We start from the raw sequence: 17,216 nt of genomic DNA, 5'->3' as shown, positions 1-17,216 counted from the left end.
CGAACCCCTGCCGATCGAATCCGCGGCGCCCAAGGCGCGCCGCTCGCGCCAGGCCCGCGTGGTCTGGGGCCCGCGCGTGGTCACGGTCGGCGGCGATGCGCCGGTGCGCGTGCAGTCGATGACCAACACCGACACCGTCGACGCGATCGGCACCGCGATCCAGGTCAAGGAACTGGCCCAGGCCGGCTCCGAGATGGTCCGCATCACGGTCAACACGCCCGAAGCCGCGGCGCAGGTGCCCTACATCCGCGAGCAGCTCGACCGCATGGGCATCGACGTGCCGCTGGTCGGCGACTTCCACTACAACGGCCACCGGCTGCTGACCGACTATCCGGCCTGCGCCGAGGCGCTGAGCAAGTACCGCATCAACCCCGGCAACGTGGGCAAGGGCGACAAGAAGGACCGTCAGTTCGGCCAGATGATCGACGCGGCCATGCGCTGGAACAAGCCGGTGCGCATCGGCGTGAACTGGGGCAGCCTCGACCAGGAGCTGCTGGCCAGCCTGATGGACACCAACAGCCTGCGCGCGCAGCCCTGGGATGCCAAGCAGGTCATGTACGAGGCGCTGATCACCTCGGCCATCGAATCCGCGAAGCTGGCCGAATCCATGGGCATGGCCGGCGAGCAGATCATCCTGTCGTGCAAGGTCAGCGGCGTGCAGGACCTGATCTCGGTCTATCGCGAACTCGCGCGGCGCTGCGACTACCCGCTGCACCTGGGCCTGACCGAGGCCGGCATGGGCACCAAGGGCACGGTGGCGTCGGCCACCGCGCTGTCGATCCTGCTGCAGGAGGGCATCGGCGACACCATCCGCGTGTCGCTCACGCCGCAGCCGGGCGAGTCGCGCACGCAGGAGGTGGTGATCGCCTCCGAGATCCTGCAGTCGCTGGGCCTGCGCATCTTCGTGCCGAGCGTCACCGCCTGCCCGGGGTGCGGCCGCACCACCAGCACCACCTTCCAGGAACTGGCCAAGCAGATCGACGACTACCTGCGCCTGCAGATGCCGGTCTGGCGCAAGAAATACCCGGGCGTCGAGACGATGAAGGTGGCCGTGATGGGCTGCATCGTCAACGGCCCTGGCGAGAGCAAGCACGCGGACATCGGCATCAGCCTGCCCGGCACCGGCGAGGCCCCCGCCGCGCCGGTCTTCATCGACGGCGAAAAGGCCCTCACGCTGCGCGGCGACAATATCGCCAACGAGTTCCACCAGCTCGTCGAAACCTACATCGAAAAGCGCTTCGGCCAGCCCCAGGCTGCCGACGTCGCCTGACCACTCTTCTCCCATGGCTGACAAGATCAATGCCGTCAAAGGCATGAACGACATATTGCCGGCGAGCGTGCCGCGCACCGACCGCCTGCCCGACTCGGCCCTGTGGTCGTGGTTCGAGCAGACGGTGCGCGGACTGCTCGGGCGCTACGGCTACCAGTACATCGTGACGCCGGTGGTCGAACCCACGGCGCTGTTCGTGCGCGGCCTCGGCGAGGTGACCGACATCGTCGAGAAGGAGATGTACTCCTTCACCGACTCGATGAACGGCGACAAGCTCACGCTGCGCCCCGAGGCCACCGCCGGCATCGTGCGCGCGATGGTCGAGCACAACGCGCTCTACAACGGACCGCTGCGCCTGTGGACCCTGGGCGCGATGTTCCGCCACGAGCGGCCGCAGAAGGGCCGCTACCGCCAGTTCCACCAGCTCGACGTCGAGGCGCTGGGCTTCGCCGGTCCGGACGTGGATGCCGAGCTGATCCTCATGGTGCGCGCGCTGTGGCGCGAGCTCGGGCTGCTCGAGGGCCAGCACGTGCGGCTCGAGATCAACAGCCTGGGCCAGCCGGCCGAGCGCCAGGCGCATCGCGAGGCGCTGATCCGTCACTTCGAGGCGCATGCCGAGCTGCTCGACGCCGATGCGCAGCGTCGCCTGCACAGCAATCCGCTGCGCATCCTCGACACCAAGAATCCCGCCATGCAGGCGATGGTCGAGGCCGCGCCGCAGCTGATGGACTTCCTCGGCGAGGAGTCGCGCGCGCACTTCGCCGCGGTGCGCGCGGTGCTCGACGCCGCGGGCCTGGGCTACCGCGTCAACCCGCGCCTGGTGCGCGGCATGGACTACTACAACCTGACCGTGTTCGAGTGGGTCACCGACCAGCTCGGCTCGCAGGGCACCGTGTGCGGCGGCGGCCGCTACGACGGCCTGATCGGCCAGATGGGCGGCAAGCCTGCGCCGGCCGTGGGCTTCGGCCTGGGCATCGAGCGGCTGCTGCTGCTGATCCAGGAACTCGGCCTGCCGGTGCCCGGCAGCGAACCCGCGGCCTACGCCATCGTGCCCTCGGCCGCGGCGCTGCCGCAGGCGATGGTGGTGCTCGAGCAGTTGCGCGCGGCCGGCGTGGCCGTGGTGCAGCATGCGGGCGGCGGCGGCATGAAGGCGCAGTTCAAGAAGGCCGATGCGAGCGGGGCGCGCTTTGCGCTGATCTTCGGCGAGGACGAACTCGCGCGTGGCGAGGTCACCGTGAAATCCTTGCGCGATGGCAGCGGTTCGCAGGTGGCCCGCCCGCTCGCGGACGTGGCCGGCTGGGCCGCCACCCTACAATCGCCGGCTCCCGGGGAATCATCGGACTGTTCCTGAGTCTTTCAGCCTCACGGAGGCACAGAATCAAAACACACGGGCGCACCCGGCGCACCGCGGCCTCGAGTCCTTCCAACCACTGACAGCGCATGGCAACCCATCTCGATCTCGAAGAACAGGAACAGCTCGACCAGCTCAAGCATTTCTGGAACACCTACGGCACCCTGATCACCTGGGTCGTGCTGCTCGTCGCCGGCGCCTTCGTGGCCTGGAACGGCTGGCAGTATTTCCAGCGCACCAAGGCAGCCCAGGCGGCGGCGCTGTACGACGAGGTCGAGCGCAGTGCCCAGTCGGGCGACGCCGCTCGCATCGAGCGCGTGTTCAACGACATGAAGGAACGCTTCGCGGGCACCGCCTATGCGCAGCAGGCCGGCCTGCTGGCCGCCAAGACCCTCTACGACAAGGGCAATGCCGAAGCCTCGCGCGCCGCGCTCGGCTGGGTGGCCGACAAGGCCACCGACCCCGGCTACCAGGCCATCGCCAAGCTGCGCCTCGCGGCCGAACTGCTCGATGCCAAGTCCTACGACGACGCGATCAAGCAGCTCTCGGGCAACGTGCCGAAGGAATTCGAGCCGCTGGTGGCCGACCGCAAGGGCGACATCTACCTGGCCCAGGGCAAGCGCGACGAGGCGCAGGCCGAGTACCGCAAGGCCTGGACCGGCCTGGGTGCCGCTTCCGAATACCGCCGGCTGGTCGAATTCAAGCTCAATGCGGTCGGCGTCGACCCCAAGAGCCTGGCGCCCGCTATCACCGTCACCCCCGCAGTTCCTGCCAAATCCTGATCGCCAGCCATCATGAATTTCATGCGTTTCATGCCTGAATCGACCGCCGTGCGTGCGGGGTCCGCTCTTGTTTTGGTAGCGGTCCTGGCCGCCTGCTCGGGCACCTCCAAGCCGAAGCCGGCCGAACTGCCGACCAATGCCTCGCTGATCGGCGTGCGCCAGGCCTGGAGCGTGAAGATCCCGGCGGTCAAGTTCCCGCTCACCACCGACATCAGCGGCGACATCGTGACCGTGGCGGCCGCCGACGGCACCGTGGTCGGCATCGATGCCCGCGCGGGCCGCGAAACCTGGCGTGCCAGCGTCGGCGCACCGCTCACGGCGGGCGTGGGCAGCGACGGCAGCATCACCGCGGTGGTCACCACCAACAATGAACTGGTCGCGCTGCAGGGCGGCAAGGTGATCTGGAAGCAGCGCCTCACGGCGCAGGCCTTCACCGCGCCGCTGGTGGCCGGCCGCCGCGTCTTCGTGCAGACCGCCGACCGCAACATCAGCGCCTGGGACGGTGAGAGCGGTCGCCGCCTCTGGTCGCAGCAGCGCACCGGCGAGAACCTCGTGCTGAAGAAGCCGGGCGTGCTGCTCGCCGTGGGCGACACCCTGGTGGCCGGCATCGGCGGCCGCCTCGCGGGCATCAACCCGTCGAACGGCACCTCGCGCTGGGAATCGCCGATCGCGGCGCCGCGCGGCACCAACGACGTCGAGCGCCTGGTCGACCTGACCGGCAGCGTGAGCCGCGTGGGCGATACCGTCTGCGCGCGCGCCTACTACGCCAGCGTCGGCTGCGTCGACACGCTGCGCGGCACCCTGGTCTGGAGCAAGGCGGCCTCGGGCGCCGAAGGCCTGGGTGGCGACGACGGTTTCGTCTACGGCACCGAAGCCGATGGCAGCGTCACCGCCTGGCGCCGCGCCGACGGCGAACGCGCCTGGCAGACCACCACCTTCAAGAACCGCACGCTGACCGCGCCGCTGGCCGTGGGCCGCTCGCTGGTCATCGGCGACAGCACCGGCCTGCTGCTGTTCGTCTCGCGCGAGAACGGCGGCCTGCTGAACCGCGTCACGCCCGATGGCTCGGCCATCGAAACCGCTCCGGTGGTCGTGGGCAACACGGTGGTGGTCGTCACGGCCAACGGCGGCGTCTTCGGCTACCGTCCAGACTGATATTTTTTCCAGGGCATGGCCATGAATTGCGAATCCGCGAAGGAGCGGCCATGAAACCCGTCATGGCCCTGGTGGGCCGTCCCAACGTCGGCAAGTCGACCCTGTTCAACCGCCTGACCCAGACGCGCGATGCCATCGTGGCGGACTTCGCCGGGCTGACGCGCGACCGCCATTACGGCAATGGTCGGCTGGGCAAGCACGAGTTCATCGTGATCGACACCGGCGGCTTCGAGCCCGACGCGGGCAGCGGCATCTTCAAGGAGATGGCCAAGCAGACGCGCCAGGCCGTGGCCGAGGCCGACGTGGTGGTGTTCGTGGTCGACGCCCGCGAGGGGCTGTCGGCGCAGGACCACGACATCGCCAACGAGCTGCGCCGTTTGGGCAAGCCCTGCATCCTGGTGGCCAACAAGTCCGAAGGCATGCACGACGGCTCCAAGCTGGTCGACTTCTACGAGCTGGGTCTCGGCGAGGTGCATGGCGTGTCGGCCGCGCACGGGCAGGGCATCCGCGGCCTGGTCGAACTCGCGCTCGAGTCGCTGAACCTGCCCGAGCCCGAAGAGGACGAGGACGGCGAAGACGACGTCAACAAGCCGATCAAGCTCGCGGTGGCGGGGCGGCCGAACGTCGGCAAGTCCACGCTGATCAACACCTGGCTCGGCGAAGAGCGGCTCGTGGCCTTCGACATGCCCGGCACCACGCGCGACGCGATCTCGGTGCCCTTCGAGCGCAACGGCCAGCGCTTCGAGCTGATCGACACCGCCGGATTGCGCCGCAAGGGCAGGGTGTTCGAGGCGATCGAGAAGTTCTCGGTGGTCAAGACGCTGCAGGCCATCGAATCGGCCAATGTCGTGCTGCTGCTGCTCGATGCCACCCAGGGCGTGACCGACCAGGACGCCCACATCGCGGGCTACATCCTCGAGAGTGGCCGCGCGGTGGTGATTGCCATCAACAAGTGGGATGCGGTCGACAGCTACCAGCGCGAGCAGATCCAGCGCCAGATCGAGACCCGGCTGGTGTTCCTCAAGTTCGCCGCGCTGCATTTCATCTCGGCCATCAAGCGCCAGGGCCTGGGGCCGCTGTGGCAGGCGATCGCACAGGCCCACAAGTCGGCCACCCGCAAGATGTCGACGCCGGTACTGACCCGGCTCTTGCTCGAGGCGGTGCAATTCCAGACCCCCAAACGCACCGGCATGTTCCGGCCCAAGCTGCGCTATGCGCACCAGGGCGGCATGAATCCGCCGCTGATCGTGATCCACGGCAATTCGCTCGAGCATGTGACCGACGCCTACAAGCGCTTTCTCGAGGGGCGGTTCCGCAAGGAATTCGACTTGGTGGGTACACCATTGCGAATCGAATTCAAGAGCTCCCACAATCCCTACGCCGACAAGGACGAGTGAGTCTTGGGCACCGTTGGCGGCCGATGAGCGGCCGCCGGAACGGAAGTTCCGTCTTTTGAGAACCGTTATTTTTCAAAGGCTTTTGGCGCGGAATGCTGCAGCGCGGGAGGCCTGTGTTAAGGTCCCTTTTCCAACAACTACTCTTGAACACGGAGAATATCGTGAGCAATAAAGGGCAACTTCTACAAGACCCGTTTCTGAACACACTGCGTCGCGAGCATGTGCCGGTTTCCATTTATTTGGTGAACGGTATCAAGCTGCAGGGTCAGATCGAGTCTTTCGACCAGTACGTCGTGTTGCTTCGCAACACGGTGACACAGATGGTCTACAAGCACGCCATTTCCACCATCGTGCCGGGTCGTGCCGTCAACTTCTCGGCCAACGAGAACGACGACGCCGCAGCCTGATCGGCGCGGAGCGCGGCGGTGTCAAACCCGCCGCGCTTTTCCCCTTTTCTGATACCGCTTGTCTGAACTGAATTCCCGCCAGGAAGGCGCCGTCGTTCTCGTCGGCGTCGACTTCGGGCTGCCCCATTTCGACAGCGAACTCGAAGAACTCGGCCTGCTCGCGCAAACCGCGGGCCTCTCGCCCGTGGCGCGCCTCGTGTGCAAGCGCAAGGTGCCCGACGCGGCGCTTTTCGTCGGCAGCGGCAAGGCCGACGAGATCAAGGAGCTCGCCGCGATGCATCGCGCGAGCGAGGTCATCTTCGACCAGTCGCTGAGCCCGGCCCAGCAGCGCAACCTCGAGCGCCAGCTCGACGTCGCGGTGTACGACCGGACCTTCCTCATCCTCGAGATCTTCGCGCAGCGCGCGCGCTCGCACGAAGGCAAGCTGCAGGTCGAGCTCGCCCGCCTGCAGTACCTGAGCACGCGCCTGGTGCGCCGCTGGTCCCACCTGGAGCGCCAGACCGGCGGTGCCGGCGTGCGCGGCGGTCCGGGCGAGAAGCAGATCGAGCTCGACCGCCGGATGATCGCCGAGTCGATCAAGCGTACGCGCGAGCGCCTGGCCAAGGTGCAGAAGCAGCGCGGCACGCAGCGCCGCCAGCGCGAGCGCCGCGAGACCTTCAACATCTCGCTGGTGGGCTACACCAACGCGGGCAAGTCCTCGCTGTTCAATGCGCTCGTGAAGGCCCGTGCCTACGCGGCCGACCAACTGTTCGCCACGCTCGACACCACCACGCGCAACCTCTACCTCGGCGATGCGCGCCGGCAGGTCTCGATCTCCGACACCGTGGGCTTCATCCGCGACCTCCCGCACGGCCTGGTCGACGCCTTCAAGGCCACCCTGCAGGAAGCGGTCGATGCCGACCTGCTGCTGCACGTGGTCGATGCCTCGAACCCGCACCATCCCGAGCAGATGGCCGAGGTGCAGACGGTGCTGCGCGAGATCGGCGCCGACACCGTGCCGCAATTGCTGGTCTTCAACAAGCTCGATGCCCTTGAAAGCACGCAACGTCCGCTGCATCTGCAGGACGACATGGACATCGACGGCGTGCAGGTTCCGCGCATCTTCCTGAGCGCCCGCAGCGGCGAGGGCTTGCCCCTGCTGCGCGCGGAGCTGGCCCGACTCTCGGGCTCGATCGCCGATACCATGACCCCTGAGGGTGACGCTGAATTGCACGGTGCCACCCATTGATTGGGCACAATCCCGCCACTGACAAGAGAACGACGCGAATGAATGCAAAGCCAGTGTGGAAAGGGTTCTTGGGCATGTTCAACCTGAACGATGGCCGATGGGGGCGTGGCGACGATTCGTCCTCCTCCAACGGCGATCGCCCTTCGGGCAACAGGCCTCCCGATGCCGATCCTCCGGGTGCCCCCACGCCCCCGCCTTCGGGCAACAACGGCAACAACAACCGCCCGCGCGGCCAGGGCCCGAACCAGGGTCCGCCGGACCTCGATGAACTCTGGCGCGATCTCAACCGCAAGCTCGGCGGCTTCTTCGGCGGTGGCCGAGGCAACAACAACCGTCCCAGCGGCGGCAACGGTGGCGGCAATGGCTACAAACCCGACATGAAGAACGCCGGCTTCGGCATCGGCCTGGTGGCCATCGTCGCCGTGCTGATCTGGCTCGGTACCGGCTTCTTCATCGTGAACGAAGGCCAGCAGGCCGTCATCACCCAGTTCGGCCGCTACAAGACCACCGTGGGCGCGGGCTTCAACTGGCGCCTGCCGTACCCGATCCAGCGCCACGAGACCGTGGTCGTCACGCAGATCCGCTCGACCGACGTGGGCCGCGACGCCATCGTGCGTTCCACCGGCTTGCGCGAATCGGCCATGCTGACCGAGGACGAGAACATCGTCGAGATCAAGTTCGCCGTGCAGTACCGCCTGAGCGATGCGCGCGCCTGGCTCTACGAGAGCAAGACGCCCGCCGACACGGTGGTGCAGGTGGCCGAGACCGCCGTGCGCGAAGTCGTCGGCAAGATGAAGATGGACGCGGCCCTCGCCGAGGAACGCGACCAGATCGCGCCGCGCGTGCGCCAGCTGATGCAGAACATCCTCGACCGCTACCAGGTTGGCGTCGAAGTGGTCGGCATCAACCTGCAGCAGGGCGGCGTGCGTCCGCCCGAGCAGGTGCAGGCCGCCTTCGACGACGTGCTCAAGGCCGGCCAGGAACGCGAGCGCGCCAAGAACGAGGCGCAGGCCTATGCCAACAACGTGGTGCCGCTGGCCACCGGTACCGCTTCGCGCCTGAAGGAAGAGTCCGAAGCCTACAAGGCGCGCATCGTGGCCCAGGCCCAGGGTGACGCCGGCCGCTTCGCCTCGGTGCTGACCGAGTACCAGAAGGCGCCGCAGGTCACGCGCGACCGCATGTACATCGACGCCATGCAGCAGATCTACGCCAGCACGACCAAGGTGCTGGTCGACAGCAAGCAGGGTTCCAACCTGCTGTACCTGCCGCTCGACAAGCTGATCCAGCAGACCGGCAGCAACCAGTCCACCCCGGTCGATGCCGCCAGCCCGAGCGTCGCCGGCACCGCGCCGGTGCAGTCCTCGGTGATCCCGGTCGCGCCGACCAACGACATGCGTGCCCGCGACGGCCGCTCGCGTGACCGCGACGTGCGTTGAACCTGGAAGGCAACAAGAACATGAACAGAATCGGATTCATCGCCTCGTCGATCCTCGTGCTGCTGGTGCTGCTGAGCTCGACCCTCTTCGTGGTCGACCAGCGCCAGTTCGGCGTGGTCTACGCCCTGGGCCAGATCAAGCAGGTCATCACCGAGCCCGGCCTCAACTTCAAGCTGCCGCCGCCGTTCCAGAACGTGTCGTACATCGACAAGCGGCTGCTCACGCTGTCCAGCCTCGACACCGAGCCCATGCTCACGGCCGAGAAGCAGCGCGTGGTGATCGACTGGTACGTGCGCTGGCGCATCACCGACCCGCAGGCCTACATCCGCAACGTCGGCCTCGACGAGAACGCCGGTGCCATGCAGCTCAACCGCGTGGTGCGCAACGCGTTCCAGGAAAACATCAACAAGCGCACCGTGCGCGACCTGATCTCGGTGCGCCGCGAGGCCCTGATGGCCGACGTGCAGCGCGAGGTGCTGACCGTGGTGAAGGGTGCCAAGCCCTGGGGCGTCGACGTGGTGGACGTGCGCATCACGCGCGTCGACTACGTGGAAGCCATCACCGAATCGGTCTACCGCCGCATGGAAGCCGAGCGCAAGCGCGTGGCCAACGAGCTGCGTTCCACCGGCACGGCCGAAGGCGAGAAGATCCGCGCCGACGCCGACCGCCAGCGCGAAGTGATCGTTGCCAACGCCTACCGCGACGCGCAGAAGATCAAGGGCGAGGGCGATGCCCAGGCCGCTTCGGTCTACAGCGAGTCCTTCGGCCGCGATCCGCAGTTCGCGCAGTTCTATCGCAGCCTCGAGGCCTACAAGCAGAGCTTCAACAAGAAGAGCGACGTGATGGTGGTCGATCCCTCGTCGGACTTCTTCCGCGCGATGCAGGGCGCGGGTTCGTCGGCCGGCGCGCCGCGCCGTTGACGCCTGCGTTCGCAGCAGTTTCGGGAACGTGAGTTCCGACACCTTCTGGAGCGCGCTGGCGCTGGTGCTGGTGATCGAGGGCATCCTGCCCTTCGTGTCGCCCGGCGGCTGGCGCCGTGGCTTCGGCCAGCTGATGCAGCTGCGCGACGGGCAGCTGCGCTTCTTCGGCCTGTGCTGCATCGTGCTCGGGCTGTGCCTGCTCTGGCTGTTGGCCTGAGGCCGGCAGCGCCGCTTTTCGACCGCCTCGCCGCCCGCTTCGAGCGGGCACCGCCGGGGCGTTTTTCGGCTGCCGGTAGAATTCCGGTTTAACCACGCCCCCGATCCCCATGTCCGCCTGGGTCCTCCCGGATCACATTGCCGATGTGCTGCCCTCCGAGGCGCGCCACATCGAAGAACTTCGCCGCCAGTTGCTCGACACCGCCCGCAGCTACGGCTACGAGCTGGTGATGCCGCCGCTGCTCGAGCATCTGGAGTCGCTGCTCTCGGGCACCGGCGAGGCGCTCGACCTGCAGACATTCAAGCTGGTCGACCAGCTCTCGGGCCGCTCGATGGGTCTGCGGGCCGACACCACGCCGCAGGTCGCGCGCATCGATGCCCACCTGCTCAACCGCGACGGCGTGGCACGGCTGTGCTACTGCGGCCCGGTGCTCCACACCCGTCCCGACCGGCCGCACGCCACGCGCGAGCCGCTGCAGTTCGGCGCCGAGATCTATGGCCACGCCGGCCTCGAGGCCGACACCGAAATCCTGCTGCTCGCGCTCGACTGCCTCGATGCGGCCGGCCTGCACGAGGGCGTGATCGTCGACCTCGCCGATGCCCGCATCGTGCGCGCGCTGTTCGCCGGCGTGCCGGTCGACGCGGCCGTGCTGGCGCGCGTGCATGCGGCGCTGGCCGCGAAGGACGCGAGCGAGCTGCGTGCGCTGACGCGCGATTTCCCCGCGGCTTCGCGCGAAGGCCTGCTGGCCCTGATCCAGCTCTACGGCGACGCCGCCGTGCTCGACGAGGCCGCCCGGGCGCTGCAGAGCACGCCCGCGGTGCGCGCGGCGCTGTCCGACCTGAAGCTGCTGGCCGCCGGCCTCGACGGCGTGGCGGGGCGCAAGATCAGCTTCGACCTGGCCGACCTGCGCGGCTATGCCTACTACAGCGGCATGCGTTTCGGCATCTACGTGCCGGGCGCTGCCGATTCGCTGGTGCGCGGCGGCCGCTACGACGAGGTGGGGGCCGTGTTCGGCCGCAACCGTCCGGCAGTCGGCTTCAGCCTCGATGTGCGCGAGCTGGTCGGCGTGCTGCCGAAGCGTCCGTTGCGCGCGGCGATCCGCGCGCCCTGGAGCGACGAAACCGGCCTGCGTCAGGCCATCGCCGGGCTGCGCAAGGCCGGCGAAACCGTGGTGTGCGTGCTGCCGGGCCATGGCAGCGAAATCGATGAGTTCCACTGCGACCGCGAGCTCGTCGAGCAGGCCGGCCAGTGGCAAGTCCGAACGATCTGAATTTTTAGCAATGGAACGAGCATGAGCGTAACCACCGGAAGAAACGTGGTCGTCGTCGGTACCCAATGGGGCGACGAGGGCAAAGGCAAGCTGGTCGACTGGCTGACCGAGAGCGCCCAGGGCGTGGTCCGCTTCCAGGGCGGCCACAACGCGGGCCACACGCTCGTGATCAACGGCGTGAAGACCGCGCTGCACCTGATCCCCAGCGGCATCATGCGTCCCGGCGTGAAGTGCTACATCGGCAACGGCGTGGTGCTGTCGGCGGCCAAGCTGTTCGAGGAGATCGAAGGGCTCGAAAAGGCCGGCGTGGAAGTGCGTTCGCGCCTGCGCATCAGCGAGGCCTGCCCGCTGATCCTGCCGTTCCACTCGGCGCTGGACATCGCGCGCGAGGCCTACCGCGAAAAGGGCGGCGTCGAGAAGATCGGCACCACCGGCCGCGGCATCGGCCCGGCCTACGAAGACAAGATCGCGCGTCGCGCGCTGCGCGTGCAGGACCTCAAGCACCCCGAGCGCTTCGCGGCCAAGCTGCGCGTGCTGCTCGACCTGCACAACCACGTGCTGACCGAGGTGCTGGGCTCGACCGCGATCGACTTCGACACCGTGTTCGACGAAGCCATGCGCCACGCCGCGCTGCTCAAGCCGATGATGGCCGACGTGTCGCGCGAACTGAACGACGCCCATCGCGACGGCGCCAACCTGCTGTTCGAAGGCGCGCAGGGCACGCTGCTCGACGTCGACCACGGCACCTACCCCTACGTCACCTCGAGCAACTGCGTGGCCGGCAACGCCGCCGCCGGTTCGGGCGTGGGCCCGGGCATGCTGCACTACATCCTCGGCATCACCAAGGCCTACTGCACGCGCGTGGGCGGTGGTCCGTTCCCGACCGAACTCGACTGGGCCACGCCCGGTACCCCTGGCTACCACATGAGCACCGTGGGCGCAGAGAAGGGCGTGACCACCGGCCGCAGCCGCCGTTGCGGCTGGTTCGACGCCGCGCTGCTCAAGCGCTCGGCGCAGGTCAACGGCCTGTCGGGCCTGTGCATCACCAAGCTCGACGTGCTCGACGGCCTCGAGAAGCTCGAGCTGTGCACCGGCTACGAGCTCGACGGCGAGACCACCGACATCCTGCCGATGGGCGCCGACGAGATCGAGCGCTGCACCCCGATCTACGAAACCCTCGAAGGCTGGAGCGAAAGCACGGTCGGCGTGACGCAGTACGACAAGCTGCCGGTCAACGCGCGCCTGTACCTGCAGCGCATCGAGCAGGTCACCGGCGTGCCGATCCACATGGTGTCGACCAGCCCCGACCGCGATCACACGATCATGATGCGCCACCCCTATCTGGCCGACTGATTTCCCGGCTCGACGACAACCCCAAAAAAGAAGCCCCCTGCGCCCGCTGACCCGGGCGACATCCGCTATTCATCCAGGAGCCCATCCCCCATGTTGACCGAAGACGGCAAGCACCTCTACGTGAGCTACGACGAGTACCACAACCTGATCGAGAAGCTCGCGATCAAGGTGCACCAGTCGGGTTGGGAGTTCGACACCATCCTGTGCCTGGCCCGTGGCGGCATGCGCCCGGGCGACGTGCTGTCGCGCATCTTCGACAAGCCGCTGGCGATCATGTCGACCAGCTCCTACCGGGCCGATGCCGGCACCATCCAGGGCCATCTCGACATCGCGCGCTACATCACCACGCCCAAGGGCGAGATCGCCGGCAAGGTGCTGCTGGTCGACGACCTGGCCGACTCGGGCCACACGCTGCATGCGGTGATCAACATGCTGCGCAACAACTACGCGCCGATCACCGAGCTGCGCAGCGCGGTGCTGTGGACCAAGGCGCTGTCGACCTTCACGCCCGACTACTCGGTGGAGTTCCTGCAGACCAATCCGTGGATCCACCAGCCCTTCGAAGGCTACGACTCGCTGCGGCCCGAGAAGCTGATCGAGAAGTGGTCGGTCTGAGGCCTGCCTCCGATCTCGACCAGAGTTTGACGCCCCGGCTTGCCGGGGCGTTTTTCATGGCGCGTCAGCAGGCGCCGCTGCCGTTCTCGAACATCGCCGTGTAGCGCCGCTGCATCTCCTCGGGCGACAGCTTCTCGATGCTGTGGCCCACGTTCCAGCGGTGGCCGAAGGGATCGCGGAACACGCCCGAGCGCTCGCCGTAGAAGCGGTCCTCGGTCGGCATCTCGAGCGTGGCGCCAGCCGCCACCGCGCGCGCGACCACCGCGTCGGCATCGTCCACGTGCAGGTGCAGGGTGACCGCGCTGCCGCCCAGCGTCTTCGCGCTCGGGATGCCGTACTCGGGGTACTCGTCCGAGATCATCAGGATCGCGCCGTTGTGGAAGTCGAGCTCGACATGGCCGATGCGGCCGCTGGGCTCGACCAGCCGGAAGATCTCCTTGACCTGGAACACCTCGCAGTAGAAGTCGACCGCGGCCTTGGCATCGTGGACGCAGATGTAGGGGAAGAGCTCGTGGATCGCCATGGGGTGCCTCTCGTCGTGGTTCGTGGAAGAAATCGCGTGTCGGCGCCGATTCTGGAAGGCTTCAGCGCGGCCGTCTTGAACGAATTTGACCGGGGGCGGCGTTCCCGGGCACCGCCACGTGGCGCGGCGACGTGGCCCCCGTGCGTCGCCAGGCCTGCGGCGCCATGCCCGCGAGCGCCGAGAACTCGCGGCTCAGGTGCGCCTGGTCGGCATAGCCGGCCTCGAACGCGATCTCGGCCCAGGGCCGCGCCGGATCGGCCGCCAGCGCCAGCGCGCGGTCGAAGCGCATCACGCGCGCGTACTCCTTCGGCGAGAGCCCGATGGCGCCGCGGAACAGCGCGATGAAGCGCCGGTGGCTGTAGCCGCTCTCGGCCACCAGCGCGCCGATGGCCGGGTTCTCGCCCGCGAGCGGCCCGAGCGCCGCCGCGATCGCCGGATGCAGCCCGCGCAGGCCGGCGCGCAGCGCGAGTGCCAGCCGCGCCGACAGCATCGCCTCGAACAGGGCGAGCTGGCGCGCCAGGTCGTCCTCGGCATGCAGCCGCTCGAGCGCATCCGCCGCCTCGCGCGCGCCCCAGAGCGCGTCGAGCGGCGTGTGCTGGCCCGACAACGCGTCCTCGGGCGCGCCCAGCAGCACGCGCGCCGCGCCGGGCTGCAGCTGGGCGCCGACCGAACGCGTGGCCACCGAGACGTCGCGCAGGTAGAAGCTGCTGCGCGCGCCGCCGACGATGGCATGGCCGTAGGTCTGGCCCTCGGTGTCGGCCGCGTGGCCGAACAGCTTGAGCGGCGGCCCCGAGAGCCGGAACACCAGGTGCATGCCGCCCGTGGGCAGCACATGCTCGCGCGCGCCGGGGCGTTCGGCACCCGCGCTCTCGGCGCCCGGCGCCCAGGCCCAGACCTGCCGCACGAAGGGCCGCAGGTGCGGCACGGGCGCGCGCGTGAGCTGCCGCATCTCAGGCCTGGGCCTCCGCGTGCAGCGCGTAGACCGGGTCGGGCCAGCGCTCGGGCGTCATGCCGGCCAGTTGGGCCGCCAGTTGCTCGACGAAGCGCATGTCGACATCGGGGGCCGCGCTGGCCGGCCCGCGGCCGAAGGCCTCGCGCAGGCGGCGCACGGCATGGGCGGTGCCGCGCAGCACGCCTTCGGGCTGGCCGGACTGCTCGAAGACCCGCACGTTGGCCAGCAGGTGCAGGAACGAGGCCACCACGGTCGCCTCCGTGCGCTGCGTGCCGTCCAGCGCCGCCATCACCAGCTCGAGCCAGTCGACCACTTCCTGCGGAATGCCCTGGGCCGCCAGCGCGGCATAGGTGGTCGGCCAGGCGTTCGGCGGTGCCTTGCGCAGCCAGGCGGCGAGCGCGCGCGGCGTGCCCGCCGGGGCCATTGCCGCGGACTCGGCCGCCGAGTTCGCCTGCATCTTCATCATTCGGCAGGGCGCGCCACCGGCGGCGGCCGCCATCGGCATGCCGCGCGTGCGCATCAGCATCGGCGCCGACGCCGGTGCCGCGAGCATGGCGTCGAACTGCACGGAGCCGGCGCCGCCCCAGCCCGCCGGCACCATCTGCGCCACCTTGCGCAGTTCGGGCATGTCGGTCGCGCGCTCGCCCTCGGCGCGTTCGACCACGAGCAGGTAGTTGGTGAGGTCGGTCACGAGCTGGTAGGCCACGGCGATGCGGCGGGCTTCCGCCACGTACTCTGCGCCGAGTTCGGCCACCCGTGCGTGCGCCGCGATCCGGCCGAGCGCGTCGATCGGTTCGCTCACGGCATTCACGCGCGCGCTGCCGATCGCTTCCTCGGCCGCGTCGCTCTCCGCGCGCACGCCGAGCAGCCGCACTTCGCCCTCGGGCACCGCGTCGAACAGCGCGAACACGTTCACCGTGTCGGCGCCGAACACCGAGACCGGCAGCGCCGACGTCCATCGCGGCCGCGCGTCGCTCGGCCATGCGACGCGCAGCGCGTCGAGCCGCGGCGAACGCAGGCGCGCGAACATGCGCAGCACGGCCGGCTCGACCGCCTCGCCGGGCGCGACGAAGTCGCAGGCCCCGCCCGTGGCCTCGGCCAGGCGCCGCAGGTGGCTCTCGGCCGGGCTGCTGCCGATGCCGACCACGAACACGCGATGCCCCGAGGCGCGGGCCGATTCGACGGTCGCGTCGATGGCGCTGATCTCGCCGTCGGTGACCACCAGTACGTCGCTCGACGCGCCGGTGCCCAGGGCGAAGGTGGAGGCCAGCGCGCTTTCCATCTCGGTGCCGCCCAGGTCGGCCTGCAGCGCGCCGATCCAGCGCTGCGCGGCCAGCCGCGTGACCTCGGTGAGCTGCCACAGGCCGCGCGAACGGTGCTCGACCGTGGTGCCGAAGCGCGAGAGCGAGAAGCGGTCGCCCGCGCCCATCTGCGAAACGATCGATTGCAGCGCGCGCCGGGCGGCATCGATGCTGTCGCCGGCCATCGAGCCCGAGCAGTCGACGAGCAGCTGCACGTCGGTGGTGGCCGGGCCGCGCGCCGGCACCCGCGGGCAGAAGCTCGCGAGCGCGACGATGCCGCCGGGCGCGACGCCATCGGGCGCCGCCACGGCCATCGAGGCCTGCGCCAATTGGTCGACCACCAGCACGAAGTCGCGGTCGAGCGCGCCGCGGCGCGCCAGCGACACCTGCAGCAGCCCGCCGTCGGACCGCATCGCCACGCCCACCGGATGGCTGGGCGAGGCCACGCGCGCTCGTGCCAGTTCGCCATGCAGGCGCAGTTCGATGTCGAAGGGGTAGGCCGCCACCGGGCTGTGCACGGGCGCCTGGTGCGGCTGCAGCCCGCCGTCGGCGACCGGGTCGCCGTAGCGCGGCGCGATCACCGTCGGGATCAGCAGGCGCAGGCCCTGCTGTTCGAAGGCCAGCGTCTGCGCGTAGCGCAGGGTGACGATGCAGGCCTCCTGCGCCGCGAGGTTGCCGAGGTTCAGCGTGTAGCTGCGGTCGTGGTTCTTCTCCAGCATGATGGCCGTGTGGCCCTCGGCCAAAGCGCCTTCGTAGGCCGCCTCGGCTTCGGCCTTCTCGACCACCGTGCCGCACAGACGCCGCTCGCCGAGCTTCACGTCGACGCCCAGCAGCACCGCGCCCCACGGCAGCGGAAAGCCGTAGACCACCTCGACGTTCGAGGCGCTCGGGTTGCGGAAGCGCTGCTCGACCGTCATCTCGAGCAGCACGCCGCGCAGGTCGCCGCTGGCCTTCACGCCCTCGAGCAGCATGCTGTCGCCGTTCGCGGTCGTCATGCGTGCGTGTTCCTGATAGCTCATGGGATTGCCCTTTCCTGTGT

At 68.8% G+C, this 17,216-nt stretch carries 16 protein-coding genes; 13 read left to right on the top strand and 3 right to left on the bottom strand.

What is annotated here, in order from left to right:
- The first annotated feature begins 7 nt into the window (after positions 1–7).
- The 13 genes from ispG to BM109_RS10170 all read left to right on the top strand — a co-directional run bounded on the left by ispG (position 8) and on the right by BM109_RS10170 (position 13,401).
- Entirely contained in the window at positions 8–1,270 is a 1,263-nt protein-coding gene (gene ispG / locus BM109_RS10230; RefSeq protein ID WP_281077512.1) for a flavodoxin-dependent (E)-4-hydroxy-3-methylbut-2-enyl-diphosphate synthase, read from the top strand.
- A 13-nt stretch (positions 1,271–1,283) separates the two neighbouring features.
- Positions 1,284–2,621, top strand: a complete 1,338-nt coding sequence (gene hisS / locus BM109_RS10225; protein WP_093342614.1) for a histidine--tRNA ligase — start codon at positions 1,284–1,286, stop codon at positions 2,619–2,621.
- An 89-nt stretch (positions 2,622–2,710) separates the two neighbouring features.
- Positions 2,711–3,403 carry a YfgM family protein gene (locus tag BM109_RS10220; protein ID WP_093342613.1) on the top strand — a complete coding sequence of 231 codons (693 nt, stop codon included), beginning with the start codon at positions 2,711–2,713 and terminating at the stop codon, positions 3,401–3,403.
- 12 nt (positions 3,404–3,415) lie between these two features.
- Positions 3,416–4,558, top strand: a complete 1,143-nt coding sequence (bamB, locus tag BM109_RS10215) for an outer membrane protein assembly factor BamB (protein ID WP_093342611.1) — start codon at positions 3,416–3,418, stop codon at positions 4,556–4,558.
- A 50-nt stretch (positions 4,559–4,608) separates the two neighbouring features.
- A complete protein-coding gene (gene der / locus BM109_RS10210; RefSeq protein ID WP_093342610.1) occupies positions 4,609–5,955 on the top strand; it encodes a ribosome biogenesis GTPase Der in 1,347 nt (448 codons plus the stop codon).
- A 143-nt stretch (positions 5,956–6,098) separates the two neighbouring features.
- A complete protein-coding gene (gene hfq, locus BM109_RS10205) occupies positions 6,099–6,362 on the top strand; it encodes an RNA chaperone Hfq (RefSeq protein WP_172438262.1) in 264 nt (87 codons plus the stop codon).
- A 58-nt stretch (positions 6,363–6,420) separates the two neighbouring features.
- Positions 6,421–7,590 (top strand): GTPase HflX, encoded by a 1,170-nt coding sequence (gene hflX, locus BM109_RS10200; protein WP_093342608.1) that lies wholly within the window; start codon positions 6,421–6,423, stop codon positions 7,588–7,590.
- Positions 7,591–7,664: 74 nt separating this feature from the next.
- A complete protein-coding gene (hflK, locus tag BM109_RS10195) occupies positions 7,665–9,026 on the top strand; it encodes an FtsH protease activity modulator HflK (protein ID WP_093342607.1) in 1,362 nt (453 codons plus the stop codon).
- 20 nt (positions 9,027–9,046) lie between these two features.
- Positions 9,047–9,946, top strand: coding sequence for a protease modulator HflC (hflC, locus tag BM109_RS10190; protein WP_093343425.1), 900 nt, complete (start codon positions 9,047–9,049; stop codon positions 9,944–9,946).
- A gap of 28 nt (positions 9,947–9,974) precedes the next feature.
- Positions 9,975–10,163 (top strand): DUF2065 domain-containing protein, encoded by a 189-nt coding sequence (locus tag BM109_RS10185; RefSeq protein WP_093342605.1) that lies wholly within the window; start codon positions 9,975–9,977, stop codon positions 10,161–10,163.
- Between the two features lie 109 nt (positions 10,164–10,272).
- The gene (locus tag BM109_RS10180; RefSeq protein ID WP_093342604.1) at positions 10,273–11,433 is read left to right on the top strand and encodes an ATP phosphoribosyltransferase regulatory subunit; all 1,161 of its coding nucleotides are present in this window, start codon (positions 10,273–10,275) and stop codon (positions 11,431–11,433) included.
- A gap of 21 nt (positions 11,434–11,454) precedes the next feature.
- Positions 11,455–12,786 (top strand): adenylosuccinate synthase, encoded by a 1,332-nt coding sequence (locus BM109_RS10175; protein WP_093342602.1) that lies wholly within the window; start codon positions 11,455–11,457, stop codon positions 12,784–12,786.
- Between the two features lie 90 nt (positions 12,787–12,876).
- On the top strand, positions 12,877–13,401 hold the full coding sequence (locus BM109_RS10170; protein ID WP_057594725.1) for a phosphoribosyltransferase: 525 nt from the start codon (positions 12,877–12,879) through the stop codon (positions 13,399–13,401).
- A gap of 64 nt (positions 13,402–13,465) precedes the next feature.
- Here the strand turns inward: BM109_RS10170 and BM109_RS10165 are convergent, their stop codons facing one another.
- From BM109_RS10165 to BM109_RS10155, 3 genes are all read right to left on the bottom strand, one after another.
- Positions 13,466–13,924 carry a VOC family protein gene (locus BM109_RS10165; protein ID WP_093342601.1) on the bottom strand — a complete coding sequence of 153 codons (459 nt, stop codon included), beginning with the start codon at positions 13,922–13,924 and terminating at the stop codon, positions 13,466–13,468.
- Between the two features lie 61 nt (positions 13,925–13,985).
- Positions 13,986–14,873, bottom strand: a complete 888-nt coding sequence (locus BM109_RS10160) for a helix-turn-helix domain-containing protein (RefSeq protein WP_093342599.1) — start codon at positions 14,871–14,873, stop codon at positions 13,986–13,988.
- Between the two features lies 1 nt (position 14,874).
- Complete coding sequence (locus BM109_RS10155) at positions 14,875–17,172, bottom strand: VIT domain-containing protein (protein WP_218159369.1); 2,298 nt, start codon at positions 17,170–17,172, stop codon at positions 14,875–14,877.
- Between the last annotated feature and the right edge of the window lie 44 nt (positions 17,173–17,216).

Source organism: Variovorax sp. PDC80, assembly GCF_900115375.1.
Classification (GTDB): Bacteria; Pseudomonadota; Gammaproteobacteria; order Burkholderiales; family Burkholderiaceae_C; genus Variovorax.
This window is presented reverse-complemented; position numbering and strand designations above follow the sequence as displayed.